The organism is Pseudomonas fluorescens, assembly GCF_002022275.1.
GTDB lineage: Bacteria > Pseudomonadota > Gammaproteobacteria > Pseudomonadales > Pseudomonadaceae > Aquipseudomonas > Aquipseudomonas fluorescens_AJ.
The window spans coordinates 307,069-331,081 of sequence record NZ_MSDF01000014.1 but is presented as its reverse complement, the minus strand read 5'-3'; the positions used below and the strand labels follow the sequence as shown (position 1 = coordinate 331,081).

At 60.7% G+C, this 24,013-nt stretch carries 26 protein-coding genes; 16 read left to right on the top strand and 10 right to left on the bottom strand.

The features are described from left to right. Positions 1–51: 51 nt before the first annotated feature. Both BFW87_RS09745 and BFW87_RS09740 read left to right on the top strand, forming a co-directional pair. Positions 52–1,158, top strand: a complete 1,107-nt coding sequence (locus BFW87_RS09745) for a GNAT family N-acetyltransferase (protein ID WP_078739649.1) — start codon at positions 52–54, stop codon at positions 1,156–1,158. After that, positions 1,155–2,033, top strand: a complete 879-nt coding sequence (locus BFW87_RS09740; protein WP_078739648.1) for a hypothetical protein — start codon at positions 1,155–1,157, stop codon at positions 2,031–2,033. Before BFW87_RS09745 ends, BFW87_RS09740 begins: the two co-directional genes overlap by 4 nt. On the opposite strand, the gene BFW87_RS09735 is transcribed toward BFW87_RS09740, so the two are convergent. From BFW87_RS09735 to BFW87_RS09720, 4 genes are all read right to left on the bottom strand, one after another. Beyond that, complete coding sequence (locus BFW87_RS09735) at positions 2,011–3,231, bottom strand: DegT/DnrJ/EryC1/StrS family aminotransferase (protein WP_078739647.1); 1,221 nt, start codon at positions 3,229–3,231, stop codon at positions 2,011–2,013. The genes BFW87_RS09740 and BFW87_RS09735 overlap by 23 nt on opposite strands. After that, positions 3,231–3,641, bottom strand: a complete 411-nt coding sequence (locus BFW87_RS09730) for a DMT family transporter (protein WP_078739646.1) — start codon at positions 3,639–3,641, stop codon at positions 3,231–3,233. Before BFW87_RS09730 ends, BFW87_RS09735 begins: the two co-directional genes overlap by 1 nt. Next, entirely contained in the window at positions 3,641–3,997 is a 357-nt protein-coding gene (locus BFW87_RS09725) for an EamA family transporter (RefSeq protein WP_078739645.1), read from the bottom strand. The genes BFW87_RS09730 and BFW87_RS09725 overlap by 1 nt, the downstream gene beginning before the upstream one ends. A gap of 95 nt (positions 3,998–4,092) precedes the next feature. Next, positions 4,093–4,671 (bottom strand): DUF6436 domain-containing protein, encoded by a 579-nt coding sequence (locus BFW87_RS09720; protein ID WP_078739644.1) that lies wholly within the window; start codon positions 4,669–4,671, stop codon positions 4,093–4,095. A gap of 99 nt (positions 4,672–4,770) precedes the next feature. Between BFW87_RS09720 and BFW87_RS09715 the strand changes: the two genes are divergently transcribed. Continuing rightward, the gene (locus BFW87_RS09715; RefSeq protein WP_078739643.1) at positions 4,771–5,712 is read left to right on the top strand and encodes an alpha/beta hydrolase; all 942 of its coding nucleotides are present in this window, start codon (positions 4,771–4,773) and stop codon (positions 5,710–5,712) included. A 119-nt stretch (positions 5,713–5,831) separates the two neighbouring features. Here BFW87_RS09715 and BFW87_RS09710 read toward each other — a convergent pair whose 3' ends face one another. Then, complete coding sequence (locus BFW87_RS09710) at positions 5,832–6,584, bottom strand: DUF2059 domain-containing protein (RefSeq protein ID WP_078739642.1); 753 nt, start codon at positions 6,582–6,584, stop codon at positions 5,832–5,834. A 131-nt stretch (positions 6,585–6,715) separates the two neighbouring features. Here BFW87_RS09710 and BFW87_RS09705 point away from each other — a divergent pair, with 131 nt between their 5' ends. Together BFW87_RS09705 and BFW87_RS09700 are read left to right on the top strand one after the other, a co-directional pair. Beyond that, the gene (locus BFW87_RS09705; RefSeq protein ID WP_078739641.1) at positions 6,716–7,348 is read left to right on the top strand and encodes a 2OG-Fe(II) oxygenase; all 633 of its coding nucleotides are present in this window, start codon (positions 6,716–6,718) and stop codon (positions 7,346–7,348) included. Between the two features lie 2 nt (positions 7,349–7,350). Continuing rightward, positions 7,351–7,836 carry a DUF523 domain-containing protein gene (locus BFW87_RS09700; RefSeq protein ID WP_078739640.1) on the top strand — a complete coding sequence of 162 codons (486 nt, stop codon included), beginning with the start codon at positions 7,351–7,353 and terminating at the stop codon, positions 7,834–7,836. A gap of 106 nt (positions 7,837–7,942) precedes the next feature. Here the strand turns inward: BFW87_RS09700 and BFW87_RS09695 are convergent, their stop codons facing one another. Then, positions 7,943–8,416, bottom strand: a complete 474-nt coding sequence (locus BFW87_RS09695; RefSeq protein ID WP_078739639.1) for a transporter substrate-binding domain-containing protein — start codon at positions 8,414–8,416, stop codon at positions 7,943–7,945. Positions 8,417–8,550: 134 nt separating this feature from the next. Here BFW87_RS09695 and BFW87_RS09690 point away from each other — a divergent pair, with 134 nt between their 5' ends. Beyond that, on the top strand, positions 8,551–8,991 hold the full coding sequence (locus BFW87_RS09690) for a DUF4399 domain-containing protein (protein WP_078739638.1): 441 nt from the start codon (positions 8,551–8,553) through the stop codon (positions 8,989–8,991). A gap of 64 nt (positions 8,992–9,055) precedes the next feature. Here the strand turns inward: BFW87_RS09690 and serA are convergent, their stop codons facing one another. Beyond that, positions 9,056–10,285: a phosphoglycerate dehydrogenase gene (serA, locus tag BFW87_RS09685; protein WP_003176761.1), complete on the bottom strand. Its 1,230-nt coding sequence runs from the start codon at positions 10,283–10,285 to the stop codon at positions 9,056–9,058. 204 nt (positions 10,286–10,489) lie between these two features. Between serA and BFW87_RS09675 the strand changes: the two genes are divergently transcribed. The 4 genes from BFW87_RS09675 to BFW87_RS09660 all read left to right on the top strand — a co-directional run bounded on the left by BFW87_RS09675 (position 10,490) and on the right by BFW87_RS09660 (position 14,748). Continuing rightward, on the top strand, positions 10,490–11,884 hold the full coding sequence (locus tag BFW87_RS09675) for an FAD-binding oxidoreductase (RefSeq protein WP_078739637.1): 1,395 nt from the start codon (positions 10,490–10,492) through the stop codon (positions 11,882–11,884). Between the two features lie 22 nt (positions 11,885–11,906). Next, entirely contained in the window at positions 11,907–12,572 is a 666-nt protein-coding gene (locus BFW87_RS09670; RefSeq protein ID WP_078739636.1) for a fumarylacetoacetate hydrolase family protein, read from the top strand. A gap of 223 nt (positions 12,573–12,795) precedes the next feature. After that, positions 12,796–13,719, top strand: a complete 924-nt coding sequence (locus BFW87_RS09665; RefSeq protein WP_078739635.1) for an SdiA-regulated domain-containing protein — start codon at positions 12,796–12,798, stop codon at positions 13,717–13,719. A gap of 120 nt (positions 13,720–13,839) precedes the next feature. After that, on the top strand, positions 13,840–14,748 hold the full coding sequence (locus BFW87_RS09660; protein WP_078739634.1) for an SdiA-regulated domain-containing protein: 909 nt from the start codon (positions 13,840–13,842) through the stop codon (positions 14,746–14,748). A gap of 107 nt (positions 14,749–14,855) precedes the next feature. On the opposite strand, the gene rpiA is transcribed toward BFW87_RS09660, so the two are convergent. Then, complete coding sequence (gene rpiA / locus BFW87_RS09655) at positions 14,856–15,527, bottom strand: ribose-5-phosphate isomerase RpiA (protein WP_078739633.1); 672 nt, start codon at positions 15,525–15,527, stop codon at positions 14,856–14,858. 137 nt (positions 15,528–15,664) lie between these two features. Here rpiA and ilvA point away from each other — a divergent pair, with 137 nt between their 5' ends. The 4 genes from ilvA to BFW87_RS09635 are packed head-to-tail and all read left to right on the top strand — an operon-like array spanning position 15,665 to position 19,352. Beyond that, positions 15,665–17,179, top strand: a complete 1,515-nt coding sequence (ilvA, locus tag BFW87_RS09650) for a threonine ammonia-lyase, biosynthetic (protein ID WP_078739632.1) — start codon at positions 15,665–15,667, stop codon at positions 17,177–17,179. A gap of 40 nt (positions 17,180–17,219) precedes the next feature. Then, positions 17,220–17,633, top strand: a complete 414-nt coding sequence (locus BFW87_RS09645; RefSeq protein ID WP_078739631.1) for a DUF2269 family protein — start codon at positions 17,220–17,222, stop codon at positions 17,631–17,633. A 4-nt stretch (positions 17,634–17,637) separates the two neighbouring features. Continuing rightward, on the top strand, positions 17,638–18,888 hold the full coding sequence (locus BFW87_RS09640; protein WP_078739630.1) for an SDR family oxidoreductase: 1,251 nt from the start codon (positions 17,638–17,640) through the stop codon (positions 18,886–18,888). Then, a complete protein-coding gene (locus tag BFW87_RS09635) occupies positions 18,885–19,352 on the top strand; it encodes a DUF2269 family protein (RefSeq protein ID WP_078739629.1) in 468 nt (155 codons plus the stop codon). The genes BFW87_RS09640 and BFW87_RS09635 overlap by 4 nt, the downstream gene beginning before the upstream one ends. A 92-nt stretch (positions 19,353–19,444) precedes the next feature. Here BFW87_RS09635 and BFW87_RS09630 read toward each other — a convergent pair whose 3' ends face one another. Next, positions 19,445–20,101, bottom strand: a complete 657-nt coding sequence (locus BFW87_RS09630; protein ID WP_078739628.1) for an HAD family hydrolase — start codon at positions 20,099–20,101, stop codon at positions 19,445–19,447. Between the two features lie 143 nt (positions 20,102–20,244). On the opposite strand from BFW87_RS09630, the gene BFW87_RS09625 reads away from it, so the two are divergent. Next, positions 20,245–20,724 (top strand): RNA pyrophosphohydrolase, encoded by a 480-nt coding sequence (locus BFW87_RS09625; RefSeq protein ID WP_003176750.1) that lies wholly within the window; start codon positions 20,245–20,247, stop codon positions 20,722–20,724. 22 nt (positions 20,725–20,746) lie between these two features. Further along, positions 20,747–23,026: a phosphoenolpyruvate--protein phosphotransferase gene (gene ptsP, locus BFW87_RS09620; RefSeq protein WP_078739627.1), complete on the top strand. Its 2,280-nt coding sequence runs from the start codon at positions 20,747–20,749 to the stop codon at positions 23,024–23,026. Between the two features lie 105 nt (positions 23,027–23,131). Here the strand turns inward: ptsP and BFW87_RS09615 are convergent, their stop codons facing one another. Further along, complete coding sequence (locus tag BFW87_RS09615; RefSeq protein ID WP_078739626.1) at positions 23,132–23,878, bottom strand: NRDE family protein; 747 nt, start codon at positions 23,876–23,878, stop codon at positions 23,132–23,134. Between the last annotated feature and the right edge of the window lie 135 nt (positions 23,879–24,013).

Below are 24,013 nucleotides of genomic sequence, written 5' to 3'. Positions count from 1 at the left end.
GAACACCCCGAAGCGGCTATTATTCCACCTGTCATCTTTGAGCTTTTTGCCATGACCTGCGCCCTGCAACCCCCTTCAGACTCCAGCCGCCCCCAGCCCGCCTACGCGTGTTGCCTGGAAGCGCCCTCACTGATCGGGCGTTTTTTGCAGCACCCGCCGGTGGGCTTTGATGCGCGACTGTCCGAACAGGGCCTGCCGTATTTTTTCACGCCGTTTAATTTGTTGACCACCGCTGACGACGCGTTTGTAGAACGCGTGCGCAGCTGGCCCGGCTACGGCCTGTGGAGTGCGTGGCTGCAAATCGACAGCTGTTTTGTGGGCACCACGGTCAGCGAATACGCGCCGTTTCCTCAGGCCGTGTCGCCTCAGGACCTCGCGCAGTGGCTGCAGGAGAAATGCGCGCCGCAGCGCAAGCTCACCGTCATCAAAGACGTGCCCTGCAACTCTCCACTGCTCAGCGACGCGGACAACCGCTATGCGCAGGCCTTGATCGAAGACTGCACCCGGCGTGGTTTTATCAGCCTGGAGGGTCAGGCGTTGGCGTATGTGCCGATCAACTTCACCACGATAGATGAGTACCTGGCGCGGCTGTCCCACAGTCGCCGACGAAATATCCGACGCAAACTGCGCAGTCGCGAGGCCATGCGCGTGGAAATTCTCGACACCGGCGATGCGCGCTTCAACGATGACGCGTGGCTGACGCAGTTGTATGGGCTGTACAAGGCGGTGTACGACCAGAGCGAGATCCATTTTGACCTGCTGACCCCTGAGTTTTTCAGCGGCCTGTTGAGGGACTCCGCGAGCAATGGGCGCGTGTTCTGCTACTGGCACTGTGACGAGCTGATCGGCTTCAACCTGTGCTACGTGCAGGCAGGCAAGCTGCTCGACAAGTACATCGGCCTGAATTATCCGCTGGCGCTGGAGTTCAACCTCTACTTCGTCAGCTGGTTTGTGAACCTTGAGTACGCAGTGGCCAACGGCCTGAAATTTTACGTGGCAGGCTGGACCGACCCACAGGTCAAGGCCAGTCTGGGCGCCGATTTTACGTTTACACGCCACTTGGTCTGGGTGCGCAACCCGTTGTTACGCAAATTGGGCAACCGTTTCCGTCACCACTTTGAAAGCGACAACCAGTGGCATCAGGAGCAAACCTCATGAGCCTGGCCCGCGCGCCGCTGATTCTGGATTTCGACGGTGCCGTCACTGACATTCCCGGCGCAACCACTTTACCGCTGCAAGCCTGGCAGGAAAAAATCCGCTTCGGCTGCCGCTGGGCGCAGTTCAAGGAACTGGAAAACGCTCTGCAATCACAAATGCCCAGTGATTACGGCTGCGTGTTCACCGGCAGTGGCGACTATCACCACCTCAGCCAACTGTTGCTGCACCGCCTGCCCGCGCAGCAAAAATTCCAGCTGATCATTTGCGATAACCACCCCGACAACATGCGCTACCCCTTTGGCATTCATTGCGGTTCGTGGGTTTACTGGGCCAGCCGGTTGCCGCAGGTCGAGCATGTGCATGTGCTGGGCATCGGTTCGCAGGACATCGGCCTGGGCCACGCCTGGGAAAATCACTGGTCGCCGTTGCTCAAGGGCAAGCTGACCTACTGGAACGTCAACGTCGATACGCGCTGGATGAACTGGGTGGGCGCCGGGCGCGGCAATCGTGCCTTCAGCAACTCGGATGAGCTGATGCGCGCGTTTCTGGCGCAGTTTAATCGGTCGTTGCCGGTTTACCTGTCCATCGACAAAGACGTGCTGAGCCCGGAAGTGGTGAACACCAATTGGGACCAGGGCGAGTTTCTTGAGCAGCATTTGACTGACTTGATCAGCGCCTGCGAGGGCCAGATCATCGGTGCGGACATCACCGGGGATGTGTCGGCCTATAGCTATGAAAGCAAGTTCAAGCGCTGGCTGAGTGCGTCCGATGGCCAGGAGCAATTGCCGGCGGCGCAGGTGCAGTTGTGGCAGCAACAACAGAACGAGCTGAACAGCCGGCTGGTGGCGCGGATCAATCAGGGCTGGCGAGGGTAGCGTTGAGCTGGATCAGGATCTGTTCAAAGAGTTCGTCGCTCAACCAATGGCTGTTGCTGATCGACAGACTGCGGCTGGCGAAGGCCTCGGCCTGGGTGATCTGGCCGCCCGGCTGCAACAACGGAGCCACGGCGGGGTAGCCGGGCAAGGTGTGGATAAACAGGCGCGTCACGCCGAGCCCTGAGGTCCACAACTGCGCCATCGCCGCATCGCGGGTGTGCACGGAAGGCATCACCACCATCAGGAAAGGCCAGGTGCCTTGCTGTCCCGGCCGGTCCATCACCACCGAGACGCCGGGCAAAGCATTCAAGCGTGCAGCGCGGCGCAAGGCGCGCTCGCGGCCTTGCTGCAAGTAGTCGGGCAAGCGAGCCAGTGCGGCGGTGCCGACTTTGCGACGGTAACTGCCGAGGCGATGCAGCGGGATGTCGTCAACCGAGAAATCATCGCCCACGGCCGCCACTTCATCCCTTCGTGCCAGCGCGGCGCGCAAACCCTTGCCATAGGCGTAGTACAAGCCGCGCGGCTGATAAACCAGCGCGTACCCCCACAGTTCGGCGCTGCGTAGCAGTTCCCAGCCCAAGCTGAAGGGCAGGTCGTTGCGGCACTGGCGGTGCAGCGCCTGGTGCAGCACCGGGTCGCGGCTGAACAGCACGCCGCCTTCTGCCGTCGTCAGGCCTTTGCCCAGCGCCATGCTGAAAAAGCCTACGTCGCCTTTGAGCCCGACAGACTGGCCTTCGTCCAGTGCGCCCATGGCCTGGGCGGCGTCTTCGATGATCGCTGCGCCGACGCGGCTGGCAATGCGCTTGGCGGCATCGACATCGGCCACGCGCCCGGCCAAATGGGTGACCACCACCGCCAGTGTGCTTTCGTCGCACAGGTGCGTCAGTTGCGTTTCGTCCAGGTCGATACTGCCCTGCTGCAAATCACAGGGCACCACTTGCAGCGGCGGGCAGTAGTGGGCAGCCAACGCCACCAGCGGACAGGTGTAGGCCGGCACGATCAGCCGGGTGCGGCCGGGCATGCGTTGCTGCAACACCCGCAGGGCAATGATCAGCGCGGCAGTGCCGGAGCAGGGTAGAGCGGGCAGTGGAATCGAGAATTGGCGGGCCAGCGCAGGGGCCAGCTCGCCCGAGAGGCCGAGCAAGTCCCGCCAGCGCAGAGGCAGCCCTGCGGTGGGCGGAATTTCCCGAGGGAGCATTACGCGAGCGTTTCCGAAGGGTCAGCCTGGACGACCTTTTCGGCTTCGTCTTCACTGCGCGCCAGGCACAGAATGCCCGCGATAATCAGCGCGCCGCCGATGATTTTGGGCCAGGTCAGGCTGTCATCGAACAACCAGACGGAAATCAACGTGACGCTGATCAACTCCAGGTGCGACGCTGCAAACGCGGGGCCCACCGGGGCGTACTTGAGCAAGGTCATCCAGGTGAAAAACGCGCCGATATAGCCCACAAAAGCGCCGTAGATCCAGGGCGCACCAAACACGCGAATCAGCCAGGCGGCGTCCATTGCCAACGGTTCAGCGTGCACCGAGGCGAATTTGAAGCTGACCTGCGCCAGGGTGTCGAAAATGATCAGCGCGAGAAAACCCAGGATATAGAAACGTTTCATCATTCGAACCCTACGACGGTCACGCCACAGGCGATCAGCATGATGCCGATCAACCGCCACTTGCTCAGGCTTTCCTTGAACAGGAAACGCCCGGCAATCATGATCACCACGATATTGATCGAGCCCAGCATCACGCCGACCGACAGTGGCACCAGCGACAGAAACGCTAGCCACAACACGAATTCAAAGACGTAGCAGATGACGCCCAGCCAGATCCACGGGCGCTTGAGCATGTGCTTCCAGTGGGCCAGGCCGTCATGCTCGGCGCTGGCGGAGGCGGCAGCTTTGAATGCCAGTTGGCCGGATGTATCAACGATGACGTTGAGCATCCAGAGGATGATGGTTAACTGGCTCATGTGTTCCTGTCGTCTGCTTACAAACCCGCTGGAAACCTACGATACAGCAGCCTGCGGGCCGGGTGACTGGAGTTTGCCGGTCGAACAGCTTGTGTTCAGTTTGACGCATTGCCCCATTGGCAATAGCAGCCCACCGCCAGGGTGTGGGTGGCATCGACTTCGCGCCCGGCCTCCAGGGCCTGGAGGATCGGTTCGATAAAACTGTTGCTGGAATTGCACGTCAGCCCTTCGCTGTAGGGGCCGAAATACGCCAGCTTGCCGGTGCGATCCCAAATGCCCACGGCCGGTGTGGCCGGCACGTGGTCGGCGCCGTCGAGGGCCGTGAGGGTTTTCATTTTGCGCAGGTTATCGGGCAGCTTGCCGTGGCTGCCGGCCTTTTGCAGGGCATAAAACTCAACGCCCTTGGGCGCGTAGTGCTCGATCAACTCGCCCAGGTGCTGCTGGTTGCCGACATTGCACGGGCAGGCCGGGTCCCAGAAATGCACCAGGCGGATCGGCCCGGGGCCTGACAGCTCGGCGGGCAGGCGCAGGGCGTCGCCGGAGAAAACCGCCGTGTGTTCGCTGAACGCGCGCAGGTAGCGGCCCTGGAACCAGTCATACGCCGCCCACAGCACACCGGCGCAGATAACCAAAAGCAGGCTGGCGAACAAGGCGGAACGGTAGGGCTGTCGCATTCAGATCAATCCTCGAAGGTCGCGTAGCTTGCCATGCTTGCCCTGACAGATGAATATCGCAGCTCGATATTCATCTTCACCGTGAGTCTGGAACCCTTTATGCCTGTCAGCTTTGACCCCGATCATCTGCGCGAGAGCTTGCGGCCTTTAGTGGATGCGCAACCGCTCAGCGCCGAAGCGCGGGTCTACCAGCGTTTTTACGGGCTGGACCTGCCGGCGCGCAAAGTGCCAGCGGTGAGCCGCCTGGGGCGCTTTGAGGTGGACGGGTTTGAAGTGGTGGCACAGGTATGGTGGCCGCCGCTGCCGGTGGCGACGATGTTCATGTTCCACGGCTTCTACGACCACATGGGGCTGTACCGCAATGTGGTGGACTGGGCGCTGGATCAGGGGTTTGTAGTGATTGCCTGTGATTTGCCAGGCCATGGCCTGTCCAGCGGCGCGCGTGCCAGCATTGACGATTTCGCGGTGTACCAGAACGTAGTGCAGGCGCTGTTCGCCCAGGCGCACATGCTGCAATTGCCACAACCCTGGCACCTGTTCGGGCAAAGCACCGGCGGCGCGGTGGTGGTGGACCATTTGCTCAACCATGGCGCTGAGAGTCCGGCCCAGGGCAAGACCTTCCTGCTGTCACCCTTGGTGCGGCCGCGTGCCTGGGGTTGGTCGCAGGTCAGCTATTACCTGCTGCGACCGTTCGTCAAAGGCATCGCGCGGCGGTTCAGCGAAAACACCAATGACCCCGCATTCAAACCGTTTCTCGAAGCAGACCCCTTGCAGCCCCGGCAACTGCCTACAGCCTGGGTCGGAGCACTGGCGCGCTGGATCAAACGCATCGAAGCCGCCCCGCGCAGCCCGCGGCGGCCGGTGATTGTGCAAGGTGAGGAAGATATGACGGTGGACTGGCAGCACAACTTGAAGGTGCTGCGAGGCAAGTTTGATCAGCCCGAGGTATTGATGGTGCCGCGTGGAAGGCATCACTTGGCGAATGAGATTCCCGAGATTCGCGAAGAATACTTCAAGTACCTCACCGACCACCTGAAGTAACGCAATCAAAACTGTGGGAGCTGGCTTGCCTGCGATGCAGACACCTCGGTGTATCAGGCACACCGGGTTGATGCCATCGCAGGCAAGCCAGCTCCCACACAAGCCTGTTTCCACAGGGGTTACTGCGACAGGCTGGAGGTGCTCTGGCCTACCGCAAGCCCCGCACGAATGGCCGCCAATGCCGCCTGGTAATACGCCTTACCCTCCAGCGACTCCGCAAACGTGGCGAATTCTTCCAGTTCCGGATCAGACAAATCCCGATAGACGTACAACAGCGTGTTGTTCAAATCATTGCCGATCTGCTGCATCAAGCGTTCACGCTGACCATTCAACATGCCCTGCGCCTGACCACCGCCCAACAAACCGGGGATCATCTGGCTCAAACTGTCGGCGGCGACGCCGGCAATCGCCAGGCTGACTTCCGCACCCGCCTCACGCGCCGGCAGCGCCTGGGCCAGATGGCCGATGATCAGGCTGCGGGTAGCGTCGGCTTGAATGTGCGGCAGGCCCTGAGCATTTTTCGCCAACTGGTCGCGGCGCGTGGCGAGCAGCTCTGCAGCGACGATCTTGCGGCCCAGCGGCGACTGAAAAAAAGCCAGGGCCGGTTTTGGGTCCGCGAGATTCTTGCGCAATTGTGCTTCGGCACGCTGGTCCACCGCCTGGGCGGCAAAGCGTTTATTGCTGTTGTCCACCAGCGCCTGATACACCGCCGGCGGCAGGCTGTTGCGGTAGCGTTGCTGGGCCGCACTGAGGGCGTCATTGAAATGCGCGCGTTGTTCGGCCCAGCCGGCGACCTTGTACAACTGGTCATGGCCGTCTGCCCAGGCGGGCAAAACGCAGAACATCAGCATGGAAAAAAACAAACGACGCATAGGGACTCCTGTCAGTCGGCCACTATTGTCCGTGTCGGGCGTAGGATTTGTCGAGAAATCCTATCGGCTACATCACTAAAGTGTGTTCAGACGCTCGGCGGCTCTGTCGGATTTACAGGCGTATGGATACTATGCGCGCCATGCAAACACCCCTCGATCATCCCCTGCTGCAACGCATTGTCGATGACCTCGCCGAAAAAGGCTGGTCGCAGCAGAACGGCTTCCTGCCCCAGGGTCTGACCCTGGAACTGGCGGCTGAGTGCCGTAAACGTGCGGCCGAGGGTGAATTGGCGCCCGCCGCAGTCGGTCGCGGGCCGGCGCAAGAGATCCGCGAGGGTATTCGCGGTGACCATATCCAGTGGCTGGAAGAGGGCGACGCGGCCGTCTGCGAGACCTACATGGGCGTGATGGACGGCCTGCGTCAGGCGATGAATCGCGGCCTGTTCCTGGGCCTGGAAGATTTCGAAAGCCACTTCGCGATGTACCCGCCGGGCGCGTTTTACCTCAAGCATGTGGACCGTTTTCGCGACGACGACCGGCGCATGGTTTCCGCGGTGGTTTACTTGAACGAAGACTGGCTGCCCGAGCACGGCGGCCAGCTGCGCATGTACCTCAAGGGTGGCGTCGAATACGACGTGGTGCCCACCGGCGGTTGCCTGGTGGTGTTTTTGTCCGGCGAGGTGCCCCACGAAGTCCTGCCTGCCACGCGCGAACGCCTGTCCCTCACCGGTTGGTTTCGCCGACGCGGCAACGAGCCGTTTTAAGCATGGAAAAGATTCTGGTCAGCCGCTGCCTGCTCGGGCACAAGGTACGCTACGACGGTGAGGGCAGCGGGCCGTTCGATCAATTGGCGGCGTGGCAGGCTGAGGGCCGCGTCGTTGCGATCTGCCCGGAAGTGTCGGGCGGTTTGCCGACGCCCAGGCCATCTGCCGAGATTCCCGGCGGGCAGGGCATCGATGTGTGGGACGGCCGTGCCCAAGTGCTCACAGCCGAGGGCGAAGACTTCAGCGCCGCCTTCCTCGACGGCGCCCGCCAAGCCTTGGCGCTGGTGCAGCGCCACGGTATCCGCATCGCCGTGCTCAAGGCCAACAGCCCATCGTGCGGCAACCTGCTGACCTATGACGGCACGTTCAGCGGCGTAAAGGTCAGCGGCGAAGGCGTGACGGCAGCGCTGCTCAAGCGCCATGGGGTGGCTGTATTCAGTGAGCTCCAGTTGCCCGAAGCGGCACAACATCTCTCAAGCCTTAACTAGATCAAATGTGGGAGCTGGCTTGCCTGCGATAGCAGTGTGTCAGTCAGCAGATGAGCTGGCTGGAAGGCCGCTATCGCAGGCAAGCCAGCTCCCACATTGACCTCATTCACTCAGGTCCAAACCACTTCTGCGTCAGCGCCTTCAAGCGACCATCCGCCTTAACCTGATGCAATGCCTTGTCCAAACTGCTTTTGAACGCCGGATTATCTTTTTGGAATGGAATGGCCATCTCAGGTGTTTCCTTGTAGACGTCACTGAAATCGAACCGATTCTGCAGCTCGGCAGTCAGAACGATATGGTTGATGGCCACATCGTATTTGCCGGATTCAACACCTGGTAGCAGGTCGGCGTCATCGGTGGTGATGAACGAGGGGCGTACGTCCATTTCCTTGGCCAATTGTTCACCCAGCTCCACCTCAAAGCCGGTTAGCTTGTCACCGTCCTTGAAGTTGAACGGCGGGGTGTTGGCTTCCAGGGCGATGCGCAGTTCGCCTCGGTCAAACACATCATCGATCAATTCGGCGTGAGCCAAAGGGCTCAGAAGGGAAAGCAAAAGTACAAGGCCAGGCGAAAAGCGCATGGTCGCTCCTAAGGAATTCAGCTGTGCGAGGCGCCAGTCAGCATCGCTTTGCTATGGTGATGAGTGCCTTGGACAGCAATTTTTCGCGAAGTTGTCATAACCCAACATATTTCATGCAGAAATTGGAGAAGTGAATGAAAGCTCTATTTGCCCGTGCAACGATTGCCAGCCTGCTGTTGGGCGCCTCTATGTTGGCCACTGCCGCCGACGGCATCCCGCGCAGCGCGCCGCCTGAAGGCGCCAAAGTATTCATCGTGTCGCCCAAAGACGGTGCCACTGTCGATAAAACCTTCACCGTCAAATTCGGCATGGAAGGCCTGAAACTGGCCCCGGCGACCAGCCAGGATCCAGGCACCGGCCACCATCACCTGCTGATCGACCAGAAAGAACTGCCGGACGCCAGCGTGCCGATCCCGGCCACCGACACCGTGATCCACTACGGCAAGGCGCAAACCGAAACCGAGCTGACCCTGACCCCAGGCAAGCACACGCTACAGCTGGTGGCCGGCGACAAACTGCACATGCAGTTCAACCCGACTGTAGCCTCGAAAGTGATCACGGTTAACGTTAAGTAAGATTTGTTCAGATGCAAAAAAGGGAGCCCCGAGGGGCTCCCTTTTTCGTGGTGCTGGCGAAACCTTAGAACAACACGCGGCTACGAATTGTGCCGTTGATGTGCTGCAGCTTCTCTTGCGCCAGGTCCGAGTACTCGGCGTCGACGTCGATCACTACGTAGCCAACCTTCTCGTTGGTCTGCAGGAACTGACCGGAGATGTTGATGCCGTTTTCCGCGAAGACCTTGTTGATCTCCATCATCACGCCAGGGATGTTCTGGTGGATGTGCAGCAGACGGTGTTTGCCAGGGTGAGCCGGCAGGGCCACTTCCGGGAAGTTGACGGACGATACCGAGGTACCGTTGTCGCTGTACTTGACCAGCTTCTCCGACACTTCCAGGCCGATGTTGGCTTGGGCTTCAGCGGTGGAACCGCCGATGTGCGGGGTCAGGATCACGTTGTCCAGACCACGCAGCGGGCTTTCGAAGATGTCGTCGTTGGAGCGTGGCTCCACCGGGAACACGTCGATCGCGGCGCCGATCAGGTGCTTGTCCTTGATCGCGTCGGCCAGGGCGTCCAGCTCGACCACGGTGCCACGGGCTGCGTTGATCAGGATGCCGCCTTTCTTGATGGCGCGGATTTCCTTCTCGCCGATCATCCACTGGGTCTCAGCAGTTTCCGGCACGTGCAGGGTGACGATGTCGGACATGCCCAGCAGCTCGGTCAGGCTCGACACCTGAGTGGCGTTGCCCAATGGCAGCTTGGTCAGGGTGTCATAGAAGAACACCTGCATGCCCAGGCCTTCAGCCAGTACCGACAATTGCGTGCCGATCGAGCCGTAACCGACGATACCCAGCTTCTTGCCACGGATTTCGAAGGAGTTGGCTGCGCTCTTGATCCAGCCGCCACGGTGGCAGGACGCGTTCTTCTCAGGGATGCCGCGCAACAGCAGGATGGCCTCGGCCAGCACCAGCTCCGCAACGGAACGGGTGTTGGAGTACGGTGCGTTGAACACCGCGATACCGCGCTCGCGCGCAGCGTTGAGGTCGACCTGGTTGGTGCCGATGCAGAAACAGCCGACCGCCACGAGTTTCTTGGCGTGATCGAAGATCTCTTCGGTCAACTGAGTGCGGGAGCGAATGCCGATAAAGTGCGCGTCGGCGATCTTTTCCTTTAACTGGGCTTCCGGCAGAGAACTGGTGATGTACTCAATGCTGGTGTACCCGGCGGCCTTCAGGACGTCGACGGCCGATGGGTGGACGCCTTCCAGAAGAAGGAACTTGATCTTGCTCTTATCGAGAGAAGTCTTGCTCATCTGCTTAAACCTGTATCCCGGAAAAAAATGGCAGGGAATCGAGCAGCGCAAGCTGACCCGGACGGCAGGAAAGCCGTCACCGCAAAACGCCCTTGGGCTCTGTCCTGCGGGGGCGGTATGCTAGCATACGTGCCCCGCTAAACACCCATTCCTGCGACGTGAAGCGTTCTCAGGATGACCATGAATTGTTCGAGAGTTCTGTCGATGACCCATCCTGCCCTGATTGATGAGCTGAAGACCCTGGTTGAGCCTGGCAAGGTCCTGACCGATGCTGACTCCCTTGAGGCTTACGGCAAGGACTGGACCAAACACTTCGCGCCTGCACCCACCGCCATCGTCTTCCCGAAGACCACCGAGCAGGTGCAGGCCATTGTCCGTTGGGCCAATGAACACAAGGTGGCGCTGGTGCCATCGGGTGGGCGTACCGGCCTGTCGGCAGCAGCGGTGGCGGCGAATGGCGAAGTGGTGGTGTCGTTCGACTACATGAACCAAATCCTCGACGTGAACCTCACCGACCGCACCGCCGTGTGCCAGCCGGGCGTGGTCACCAAGCAATTGCAGAACGTCGCCGAAGAAAAAGGCCTGTACTACCCGGTGGACTTCGCTTCGTCCGGTTCGAGCCAGATTGGCGGCAATATCGGCACCAATGCCGGCGGGATCAAGGTGATTCGCTACGGCATGACCCGTAATTGGGTGGCGGGCATGAAAGTCGTCACCGGCAAAGGTGATGTGCTGGAGCTGAACCGTGACCTGATCAAGAACGCCACCGGCTACGACATGCGCCAGCTGTTTATCGGCGCTGAAGGCACCCTGGGTTTTGTGGTCGAAGCCACCATGCGCCTCGACCGTGCGCCGAAGAACCTCACTGCGATGGTGCTCGGCACCACTGATTTCGACTCGATCATGCCGGTGCTGCACGCGTTCCAGAGCAAACTCGACCTGACCGCCTTCGAATTCTTCTCCGACAAGGCCCTGGCCAAGGTCATGGGGCGTGGCGATGTGCCGGCGCCGTTCGAAACTGACTGCCCGTTCTACGCGCTGCTGGAATTCGAAGCCACCACCGAAGAAGTCGCCAACCACGCCCTGGAAACCTTCGAGCACTGCGTAGAGCAGGGCTGGGTGCTGGACGGCGTGATGAGCCAGAGCGAAACCCAACTGCACAACCTGTGGAAACTGCGCGAGTACATCTCCGAGACCATTTCCCACTGGACCCCATACAAGAACGACATCTCGGTCACCGTTTCCAAAGTGCCGGCGTTCTTGAAGGAAATCGACGCGATCGTCGGCGAACACTACCCGGACTTCGAAATCGTCTGGTTCGGCCACATCGGCGACGGCAACCTGCACCTGAACATCCTCAAGCCGGAAAACCTGAGCAAGGACGAGTTCTTCGCCAAGTGCGCTACCGTGAACAAGTGGGTGTTTGAAACCGTTCAGAAGTACAACGGCTCGATCTCCGCCGAACATGGCGTGGGCATGACCAAGCGCGATTACCTGACCTACAGCCGTTCCCCGGTAGAAATCGAGTACATGAAAGCAGTGAAAGCGGTGTTCGACCCGAACGGGATCATGAACCCTGGCAAGATTTTCGCTGTTTAACCGCCCCTGAAGGAGTCGTTCCATGAGCTACCAGCACAAGTATGTCGACGGCACCAACATCCACTTTCCCCTGGGTAAAGTGGTGTGCATCGGGCGTAACTACGCCGAACACGCCAAGGAACTGGACAACCCGGTACCGACCGAGCCGCTGCTGTTCATCAAGCCGGGCAGTTGCGTCGTAGCGCTGGAAGGCGGCTTTGCCATTCCGACCGAGCGCGGTTCGGTGCACTACGAAGCGGAAATCGCGGTGTTGATCGGCAAGCCGTTGTCGACCAAGCCGAGCCGTGAAGAAGTGCTGGACGCCATCTCCGGCTTCGCCCCGGCGCTGGACCTGACCCTGCGCGACAAACAGGCCGAGCTGAAAGCCAAGGGCCTGCCGTGGGAAATTGCCAAGTCCTTCGACGGCGCGGCAGTGATCGCCCCGTTTGTGGTCGGCAGCACCTTCCCGGACGTCACCGACATCAGCATTCGCCTGACCATCAACGGCGAAGTGCGCCAGGACGGCAACAGCTCGCAGATGCTCAACCCGATCATCCCGATGATCCAGCACATGGCCGGCTGCTTCTCGCTGCAGGCGGGCGATGTGATCCTCACCGGCACCCCGGCTGGCGTGGGCCCGCTGAATGTGGGTGATGAGCTGGTGCTGGAGTTGGGTGGCGGCAGCCGCTTTGAAAGCAGCGTTCGCTAAAGGCTGAATACAGTCCAAATGTGGGAGCTGGCTTGCCTGCGATGACGGTGGTGAATTCACTGACGCCATCGCAGGCAAGCCAGCTCCCACAGGGTTTGGGTGCATACCAGGCCTCGGGTTTTGCATTTTTTTCACACGCCACCCGGATAATCCCCAGCCTCCTGCGCGCGGGGCCGTTGATCCTGTGCTATCACCTTAAGCTGACTCCCCGGAAAAGCGCCCCATGGCCGTGACCCTGCCTACCATCACTTCCAAGCCCCGCTCTCGCTTCGCCTTGCGCTGGTATTCCTGGCTGCTTCTGGTCGGGGTGATTGTGTATGGCGTCGCCTGGGTCATGCACTGGGATGATCGCGGCGTGTTATGGGTCGCTGAGCGCTTTGAAACCCCGGCCGAACAGCAAGCCAGCGTGTGGCTGCCGGATTACCACGCGGTGATCGATGGCAAGTTGCTGCCGGGCATGGAAAAGGACGAAGCCTCGGATGTGTCCTACAACCCGCAGACCAAAACCCTGTTTTCCGTCATGGGCAAAAACCCGTTCCTTGTTGAGTTGAGCCTGCAAGGCGACGTGCTGCGCAAAATGCCGCTCAACGGCTGGAACAACCCGGAAGGCGTGACAGTGATGGAAAATGGCTTGATGGCCATTGTCGATGAGCGCATGCACACCCTGACCGTGGTCAAGGTCGACGCCAGCACTCAGCAACTCAACATCGCCGACTTCAAGCCCTTCGACCTGGGCCCGTCCAAAGACCAGAACAAAGCCTTCGAGGGCGTCACCTGGGACAAGCGCAATCAACAGATCGTGCTCGGCGAAGAGCGCCCGCCCGCGCTGTTCACCTTGAAAAGCGATGGCACTGCGCTGACCGGCGACAAACAAAAGGTCGCCAGTACCGAGCTGGACATGCGCAACCTTTCGGCGTTGGCGGTCGACCCACGTACCGGGCACCTGCTGGTGCTGTCGGCCGACTCGCACCTGTTGCTGGAGCTGGATGAAAAGGGCGAGCAAGTCAGCTTCATGACCCTGCTCGGCGGCTTCAACGGCCTCAAACACACCATTCCTAGGGCGGAAGGCGTGACCATGGACGAGAACGGCACGCTCTACATGGTCAGTGAGCCGAACCTGTTCTATCGTTTCGAAAAGCAAAAATAACCCACGATTACGTCGGATATTTCTCCAGGAACGGCATTCGCCAAACATTGGGCAGCGTTTAAGTTTAAATTCAGACAGGCGTGATATTCATTCGCCACTTTTTGATCTTGAGCCTTGCTGATGCGCCGATTTACCCGCCCCAAACCCGCGTTTTTGATCCTGTTGCTGATCGCCCTGGTTGCCACCGGGGTGATCGCGCAGCAATTGCGTTTATTCGAGCGCGCGTGGTTCAACTGGCAGACCTGGCGCTTGCCTGCGGATGATCGCTCCATCGGCCTGGCCGATTACCGGGTGGTGGTGGAGGGCCAAGTGATTGAAGGCCTCGACGACGATGTCTCGGCACTTACCTACGACCCGGTGCGCAAAAGCCTGTTTACCGTCACCAATAAAAACGCCGAGCTGATCGAGCTGTCCCTGCAAGGCAAGATCCTGCGGCGCATTCCTCTGGTGGGGTTTGGCGATGCCGAGGCGGTGGAGTTCATCAGCGACAACATCTACGTGATCAGCGATGAAGCCCAGCAGCGGTTGATCAAAGTGCATGTGAACGACGATACGCAATTTCTCGACGCCGCCGACGCGGAGCAAATGACCCTGGGCGTGCACATCGGCGGCAACAAAGGCTTCGAAGGCCTGGCATACGATTCGGTGGGCAAGCGCCTGTTCGTGGCCAAGGAGCGCGACCCGATGCTGATCTACGAGGTCCACGGGTTTCCCCACTTCAAGCCGGAAAAAACCTACTCGGTGCACGTGATCAACAACCCCAAGCGCGATGCCGGGCTGTTTGTACGCGACCTGTCGAGCTTGCAATACGACGAGCGCAGCGGCCATTTGCTGGCGCTGTCGGATGAGTCGTTTCTGGTGTTGGAGCTGGACATTGACGGTCGCCCGTTAAGCAGCTTGTCGCTGCTCAATGGGCGCCATGGCCTGAAAAAGCGTGTGCCGCAGGCCGAGGGTATCGCCATGGATGACGAGGGCAGCTTGTATTTGGTCAGCGAGCCGAACCTGTTTTACGTGTTCAAGAAGCCCTGATTCCAAAACCACTGCCGAACCATTGTGGGAGCTGGCTTGCCTGCGATGGCGTCAGTGAATTCACCACCGCCATCGCAGGCAAGCCAGCTCCCACATTTTGTTTTGCGTCAGGCCTTGATGGTTTTTACGCCTTCGGAAGTGCCCAGCAGCAACACATCCGCCGGGCGCGCCGCAAACAATCCATTGGTCACCACGCCGACGATGGCGTTGATTTGCGTCTCAAGCTCCACCGGGTTGGTAATCTGCATATTGAACACATCAATGATGATATTACCGTTATCGGTCAACACGCCTTCGCGGTACACCGGGTCACCGCCCAGCTTCACCAGCTCGCGGGCCACGTGGCTGCGGGCCATCGGGATCACTTCCACCGGCAGCGGGAACGCGCCGAGTACCGGCACCAGCTTGCTGCCGTCGGCGATGCAGATAAACGTCTTGGCCACGGCCGCGACGATCTTCTCGCGGGTCAGGGCTGCGCCGCCGCCTTTGATCAGGTTCAGGTGCGCGTCGCTTTCGTCGGCGCCGTCGATGTAGAACTCCAGGTCGCTCACGGTATTGAGCTCGTACACCGGAATGCCATGGCCTTTCAGGCGCGCGGCGGTGGCTTCGGAGCTGGCTACGGCGCCGTCAAATGCGCCCTTGTGCTGGGCCAGTGCGTCAATAAAGCAGTTGGCGGTGGAGCCGGTGCCGACACCGACGACGCTCTTGTCATCGAGTTTGGGAAGGATTAAATCGACGGCGGCCTGGGCCACTGCCTGTTTGAGTTGATCCTGGGTCATGCGGGCTCCGGAACGGGCGGGGAGTTATCGAGGGCGGCGAGTATAACCCAACAAAACCTCGGGATTCGTGTGGTCGCCCGGCCAAAAGCCGGGTTAGACTCCTTGGCCCTGCCCAACCCGCCCAGTGATTTCCGCCGATGCTCGAACAGTACGTCAAAAAGATCCTCACCTCGCGCGTTTACGACGTTGCCGTAGAAACCCCGTTGCAGACCGCCCGCCAGCTCTCCGAGCGGCTGGGTAACTCGGTCTGGCTCAAGCGCGAAGACTTGCAGCCGGTGTTCTCGTTCAAGATTCGCGGCGCCTATAACAAGCTGACCCAACTGACGGCTGAAGAGCGCGCGCGCGGCGTGGTCACGGCGTCGGCGGGCAACCATGCCCAGGGCCTGGCCCTGGCCGCCAAGGTGTTGGGGGTGAAAGCCACCATCGTGATGCCCAAGACCACGCCCGAGATCAAGGTTGAAGGCGTGCGCTCCCGTGGCGGCAAAGTGGTGCTGCATGGCGATTCCTTCCCGGAAGCCCTGGCCTACTCGCTGAAACTGGTCGACGAAAAAGGCTACGTCTACATCCATCCTTACGATGATCCACACACCATTGCCGGGCAGGGCACCGTGGCGATGGAAATTCTGCGCCAGCACCCTGGGCCTTTGGACGCGATTTTCGTGCCGGTCGGCGGCGGCGGGCTGATCGCCGGTATTGCGGCGTACGTGAAATACCTGCGCCCGGAGATCAAGATCATCGGCGTTGAGCCGGACGACTCCAATTGCCTGCAAGCCGCGATGGCCGCAGGCGAGCGCGTGGTACTGCCGACCGTGGGCATCTTTGCCGACGGCGTGGCGGTGGCGCAGATCGGCCAGCACACCTTCGATATCTGCAAAGACTATGTGGACGAAGTGATCACCGTCAGCACCGATGAAATCTGTGCGGCGATCAAGGACATCTACGACGACACGCGTTCCATCACTGAGCCAGCGGGCGCCCTGGGCGTGGCGGGGATCAAGAAATATGTGGAGACCCGTGGCGTGACCGGGCAAACCCTGGTCGCCATCGACTCGGGCGCCAACGTCAACTTCGACCGCCTGCGCCACGTGGCCGAGCGCGCCGAGCTGGGTGAAGGTCGCGAAGCCATTATTGCCGTGACGATTCCCGAGAAGCCGGGCAGCTTCAAGGCGTTCTGCGAAGCCGTGGGCAAGCGCCAGATCACCGAATTCAACTACCGCTACCACACCGGCCGCGAGGCGCACATCTTTGTCGGCGTGCAGACTCACCCGGACAACGACCCGCGCAGTGCACTGATTGCTAGCCTTACAAGGCAGGGTTTTCCGGTGCTGGACCTGACCGAAAACGAACTGGCCAAGTTGCACATCCGCCATATGGTCGGTGGGCATGCGGCCAAGGTCAGCGATGAACTGGTGTTCCGTTTCGAGTTCCCGGAGCGTCCTGGTGCGTTGTTCAACTTCCTCAACAAACTGGGTGGGCGCTGGAATATCTCGATGTTCCATTACCGCAACCACGGCGCAGCCGACGGCCGTGTGGTCGCAGGCCTGCAAGTACCGGCGGACGAGCGCCACCTGGTGCCCGCCGCCCTGGCCGAGATCGGCTACCCGTACTGGGATGAAAGCGAAAACCCGGCCTACCAGCTGTTCCTCGGTTGAGCGACTACGCTGACTGAGCGGCCCTTAAGGAATAGAGACCATGGAAACGCTGACCACCCTCAAGGTTATCCACATCACCGCCACCGTGTTGCTGCTGCTCAGCGGCCTCGGCCTGGCGGTACTGGCCTGGCGCAAACGCAGCGCCGGCCCGGCGGTGACCGTGCAACGTCCGTGGGCGTTTGTGTGGTTGCTGATGGGGGTTTGCATGGTCAGCATGCCGTTTACCGGCTGGTGGCTGGTGCATCTGGTCGGCTGGCCGCTGGGGCAAACCTGGATTCTGGGCTCCAGCATTCTCTATACCGTGGCGGCGCTGGCGTGGTTCTGGCTGGTGGCGCGACTTAATCGCCTGCGCAAGGGCGACGGTGGCAGCCTGAATTTCACGCTGGTGCTGGCGGTGGTCAGCCTGGTGGGGTTTGTGGCGATTGCCGGGTTGATGGGCGCCAAGCCGGTTTAGCCGCATGAATGTTCTGTTGGTTGGCGCGACAGGGTTTGTTGGGCGCCATCTGTTGCGCGCCTTGCAGCACGCCGGGCATAGCGTGATTGCCACCTGCCGCGAGCCTCGAAGTCAACATTGGCCGGGGGTGGAGTGGCGTTCTCTTGACCTGAGCCTGTTGGCTGATGATCCCAAGCATTTCAACTTTCCTGAATCCGTTGATTTATTGATCAATGCGGCGGGGTTGCTGAGCGTGGATGCGGCCGAGTTGAGCCGGGTTCAGGATGTCGGCACGCGTGCGCTGTTTGATCTGGCTGCCGGGCGCGGCGTGCGGGTGTTGCAGATTTCTGCCTTGGGCGCCTCGGCGCACTCCGAGGTGGCGTTTCTCGCCAGCAAAGGCGCGGCGGATGACTATTTACTTGGCCTCGCAATGACCTCGGTAGTGCTGCGCCCATCATTGGTCGTGGGCGCGGGCGGTGCCAGTAGTGGCTGGTTGGCCGGGCTTTCCCCGCTGCCGCTCATTCCGTTGCTGAACCTCACCGCGCAGGCGCAGCCCGTGCACATCGATGATCTGGTCGGTGCCGTGCTCGCCTTGATGCGCCGCTGGCCCGCCGAATCCATGGTTTTGCCGCTGGTGGGGCCTGAGCCGTTGCGGCTATCCGAGGTGATTGATCACCTGCGTGCCGCCCAAGGCTTTGGGCCTGGGCGCTACGTGCAGGCGCCGCTGCTGGGGTTGGGCGGATGGGTCGGCGACCGGCTGGGCTGGCGGGCATTGAATCGACAGAGCATCGCCCTGGCCCGACAAGACAATGTAGCCGACCCCGACGTGCTGGCCTCGGTCTGTGGTTACACCGCCGCACCGCTGGCCTCGCGCCTGCAAGACTGGCCGACGGCAACCGAGAGCAGCCAGCACATCATTCGCCCTTTGATGCTGGCGGTGATGGTGCTGATCTGGCTGGGCACGGCGGCGGTGTGCCTGGGCCCGGGTTACGACTGGGGCTTGCGCATCATGGGCGAGGCAGGTGTGCAAGGCGGGTGGGCGACGCTGGCTGTGATCGCCGGAGCTGTGTGCGACGGTCTGCTGGGCCTGGGGTTGCTGGTCAGGCGCTGGCGCAGGCAGGCCCTGATCCTGCAACTGCTGCTGATGGGCGGGTATACCGTGGTTATCAGCATAATCCTGCCCCATTACTGGTTTGATCCCTACGCCGCCGTAGCCAAGAATCTGGTACTCATGGTGGCGACCCTTTGGCTTCTTTGGACTGAACCCCCGCGATGAGCGCCTACCTGCTGCTGAAAACCCTGCATATCCTGTCGTCGACCATCCTGTTCGGGCTGGGCGCGGGCTCGGCTTACTACGCGTTGCGCGCCTGGCGCAGTGGCAAGGTCGAGGTGATCGCCGTGACCTTCAAGCACCTGGTGTTCGCCGACTGGGCATTTACCGCGACCACGGCGGTGTTTCAGCCGTTGAGCGGCGTCGGCTTGATGTACCTGGCGGGATGGTCGTTGCAGCAGAGTTGGTTGCAGTGGACGTTCGGTTTGTATGTGCTGGCGGGTATTTGCTGGTTGCCGGTGGTGTGGTTGCAGATCCGTGTGCACAAGATGGCGGAGCAGGCGTTGCGCGAGGGGACGGCGATGCCGATCAAGGCGGCGACTTATATGCGCTGGTGGTTTGGCCTGGGCTGGCCGGCGTTTTTGGCGTTTCTGGTGATTTTCTATTTGATGGTGGCCAAGCCTGTGTAGGGCTTAAGACCGAGTCGAATCATCGCAGGCAAGCCAGCTCCCACATTGGAATGCGTTCCCCTGTGGGAGCTGGCTTGCCTGCGATGGCGTCATCAGCCGCGCAGCGAAATCACCGGCCAGCCGCGCTTTTCAGCCTCAGCCCGCAAATTCGGATCCGGATCCACCGCCACCGCATGCGTCACCTGCTCCAGCAGCGGCAAGTCATTCATCGAATCGCTGTAGAAGTAGCTGTCTTCCAGGCTATAGCCGGTCTCTTCCAGCCAGCGATTCAAACGCGTCACCTTGCCTTCACGGAAGCACGGCACATCCGTGCTGCGCCCGGTGTAACGGCCGTTTTCCATCTCGCACTCGGTGGCGATCAGGGTTTCAACGCCCAGGCGCGCGGCAATCGGCGCGGTGACGAAACGGTTGGTGGCGGTGATGATCACTAGCTTGTCGCCGGCGGCGCGGTGCTTGGCCAGCAGTTCTACAGCTTGAGGCAGCATCAGCGGTTCAATGCAGTCGCGCATGAAATCGTTGTGCCACTCCTCCAGCTGGGTCATTTCGGTGCGGCCGAGGATTTCCAGGCTGAAGTTCAGGTAGGCGGCGTTGTCCAGCTTGCCGGCCAGGTAATCCTGGTAGAACTCATCGTTGCGGGCTTTGTAGGCCACCGGGTCGAGAATCCTGCGTTCGCAGAGGTAATCACCCCACGCGTGATCGCTGTCACCGCCGAGAAGGGTGTTGTCCAAGTCGAATAAAGCCAGGCGCATTGCAGTTACTCGCTGAAAAGTCTGTAAAAAGGCGTCCAGAATACGGTCTTTTCACAAGAGTGCACATAAGGTAAGAAGCCTCGTTGCCGCTTGATGAACCTTTGTGGAACAATGCGGCGACATGCGTTTGCGAGGTTGTTGCCGTGATCGACCCCGATGGTTTCCGTCCTAATGTCGGGATTATTCTTACGAATGATGCCGGACAGGTGCTATGGGCTCGCCGAATCAACCAAGATGCCTGGCAGTTTCCTCAAGGCGGAATCAACCCCGACGAAACCCCTGAAGACGCCTTGTACCGTGAGTTGAATGAAGAAGTCGGCCTTGAGCGCGAAGATGTGCAAATTCTGGCCTGTACCCGTGGCTGGTTGCGCTATCGTTTGCCGCAACGCCTGGTGCGTACCCACAGCCAACCGCTGTGCATCGGCCAGAAGCAAAAATGGTTTCTCCTGCGCCTGATCTCCAATGAGCAGCGGGTGCGGATGGATTTGACCGGTAAACCGGAGTTCGATGGCTGGCGTTGGGTCAGCTATTGGTACCCGTTGGGCCAGGTGGTGACATTCAAGCGCGAAGTTTATCGTCGCGCTCTCAAAGAGCTTGCCCCGCGCCTTTTAGCGCGCGACTGACGACGGAGTTCGACCCCGAGCCATGCTCAATACGCTGCGCAAGATCGTCCAGGAAGTTAACTCCGCCAAGGATCTCAAGGCGGCGTTGGGGATTATTGTGTTGCGCGTCAAGGAAGCCATGGGCAGCCAGGTCTGCTCGGTTTACCTGCTGGACCCCGAGACCAACCGTTTTGTGCTGATGGCCACCGAGGGCCTGAACAAGCGCTCCATCGGCAAGGTCAGCATGGCGCCCAACGAAGGTCTGGTGGGCCTGGTGGGGACGCGTGAAGAACCCCTGAACCTTGAAAACGCCGCCGATCACCCGCGTTACCGCTACTTTGCCGAAACCGGCGAAGAGCGTTACGCCTCGTTCCTCGGCGCGCCGATCATTCACCACCGCCGCGTTGTCGGCGTGTTGGTCATCCAGCAAAAAGAGCGCCGCCAGTTCGACGAAGGTGAAGAAGCCTTCCTCGTGACCATGAGCGCGCAGCTGGCCGGGGTTATTGCTCACGCCGAGGCCACGGGCTCGATTCGCGGCCTGGGCCGCGAAGGCAAGGGCATTCAGGAAGCCAAGTTCGTCGGCGTGCCGGGTTCGCCGGGCGCGGCGGTCGGTACGGCGGTGGTCATGTTGCCGGCGGCGGACCTGGACGTGGTCCCGGACAAAACCGTCAAAGACATCGAAGCCGAAATCAAACTGTTCAAAACCGCACTCGAAGGCGTGCGCGCCGACATGCGCAACCTGTCGAACAAGCTGGCCACCCAGCTGCGCCCGGAAGAGCGCGCACTGTTCGACGTGTACCAGATGATGCTCGACGACGCGTCCCTCGGGAATGAAGTCAAGAACGTGATCAAGACCGGCCAGTGGGCCCAGGGCGCGTTGCGCCAGGTGGTCACCGATCACGTCAACCGCTTTGAAATGATGGACGACGCCTACCTGCGCGAGCGGGCCTCGGACGTGCGCGACCTCGGTCGCCGTCTGCTGGCTTACCTGCAGGAAGACCGCACCACCAACATGGTTTTCCCCGACAACACCATCCTGGTCAGCGAAGAGCTGACCGCCACCCAGCTCGGCGAAGTGCCGGAAGGCAAGCTGGTGGGCCTGGTCTCGGTGCTCGGTTCGGGTAACTCCCACGTCGCGATCCTGGCTCGGGCCATGGGTATTCCGACGGTGATGGGCCTGGTGGACCTGCCGTATTCCAAGGTCGACGGCATCGACATGATCGTCGATGGCCATCGCGGCGAGGTCTACACCAACCCCAGCGACGTGCTGCGCAAGCAGTTCGCCGAAGTGGTGGAAGAAGAGAAACAACTGGCGCTGGGCCTGGATTCGCTGCGCGAACTGCCGTGCGTAACGCTTGACGGCCACCGCGTGCCGCTGCTGGTGAACACCGGCTTGCTGGCCGACGTCGCCCGTGCGCAACAGCGCGGTGCCGAAGGGGTAGGCCTGTACCGCACCGAAGTGCCGTTCATGATCAACCAGCGTTTCCCGAGTGAGAAGGAGCAACTGGCGATTTATCGCGAGCAACTGTCCGCCTTCCACCCGCTACCGGTGACCATGCGCAGCCTGGACATCGGCGGCGACAAGTCACTGTCGTATTTCCCGATCAAGGAAGACAACCCCTTCCTCGGCTGGCGCGGTATTCGGGTCACGCTCGACCATCCTGAAATTTTCCTGGTGCAGACCCGCGCCATGCTCAAGGCCAGCGAAGGCCTGAACAACCTGCGCATTCTGCTGCCGATGATTTCCGGTACCCATGAGCTGGAAGAAGCGCTGCACTTGATCCACCGTGCCTGGGGCGAAGTGCGCGACGAAGGCGCCGATGTGCCGATGCCGCCGATTGGCGTAATGATCGAGATTCCGGCAGCGGTGTACCAGGCCAAGGAGTTGGCGCGGCAGGTGGACTTCCTCTCGGTCGGTTCCAACGACTTGACCCAATACCTGCTGGCCGTGGACCGTAACAACCCACGGGTCGCCGACCTCTACGACTACCTGCACCCGGCGGTGCTGCAAGCCCTGCAACACGTAGTGCGCGACGCCCATGCCGAAGGCAAGCCGGTGAGCATCTGCGGTGAAATGGCCGGCGACCCGGCGGCGGCAGTGCTGTTGATGGCGATGGGCTTTGACAGCCTGTCGATGAACGCCACCAACTTGCCTAAAGTGAAGTGGATGTTGCGTCAGGTGGAATTGGGCATGGCCAAGGATTTGTTGGCCGAGCTGATGACCATCGACAACCCGCAAGTTATCCACAGCTCGCTGCAGCTGGCGCTGAAGAATTTGGGGCTGACTCGGATGATTAACCCGGCTTCGGCGAAAAGCCTTTAGACCGAGGCGCGGCTATCGCAGGCAAGCCAGCTCCCACATGTTGAACTGCAAACACAGTCAACTGTGGGAGCTGGCTTGCCTGCGATGGCGCCCGTTCAGGCGCCCTCAAATCACCAGTTCTACCTCACCCAGCCTGCCACCGTGCGGCCCAAAACTGCGCTCCACCATCCGCCGCGACCCATCCGCATTCACAATCAGCGCCGTACTCGCCCGCGTTCCATAACTCGGGCTGGCAATAAACACGCTGGATAAAAGGCTTTCCGTAGCCAACCCCACCCCGGTATCCGGCAGTTCAGCAAACGGTGCCGTCTGCGGATCACTTAAAATCCCCAACAAGGCCTCCGGCTGCGGATTCTCCAGCATCCCGCCCAACGCCGCCCTGGCCTTGAGCAGCTTCGGCCACGGCGTATTCAGCCCCGCATTGGATAACCCATACACCCCGGCCTCCAACCGTGTCGGCTCAGTGTCATTGGCGTTGTAATGCCACAGCTCATCCCGCGTGCCCAGCAGCAGGTTAAACCCGGCATATTCAATCGAACGGCCGTTAACGTCGGCCAAATACTCTTCAATCGGTAGCGATCCATTAAGAAACCGCGCCACCAACTCCCCACGGGACTTGCGTGCCGGCGGCTGGTGCGGGTCGCGAATATTGGTCAGGGCCGCAAAACGCCCGTCGGCATTCACCCCAAGCCAGGTGCCACCGGCTTCCTGATCGCGACCGGCGTAGATATCGGGAGCATCCGGCCACTGGGCCAGCGGCAGGCTCGGGCGGGCGTAGAACTCATCGCGGTTGGCCGCGACGATCAGCGGCTGGGCGTGGCCCGGCCGCCAGGCGAAAACAATCAGGCACATCAGGCGATCCCTTTTGTGTTTTTTGCCACTCTACCCACTCGGGCAGAGGCGTTCCATCGTATCCAGTTGGGTCGCATGCCTTCCATCCGTTAACATGCCGGTCTTTGTGGATGACCGTCGGCTTCCTCGGCGAAT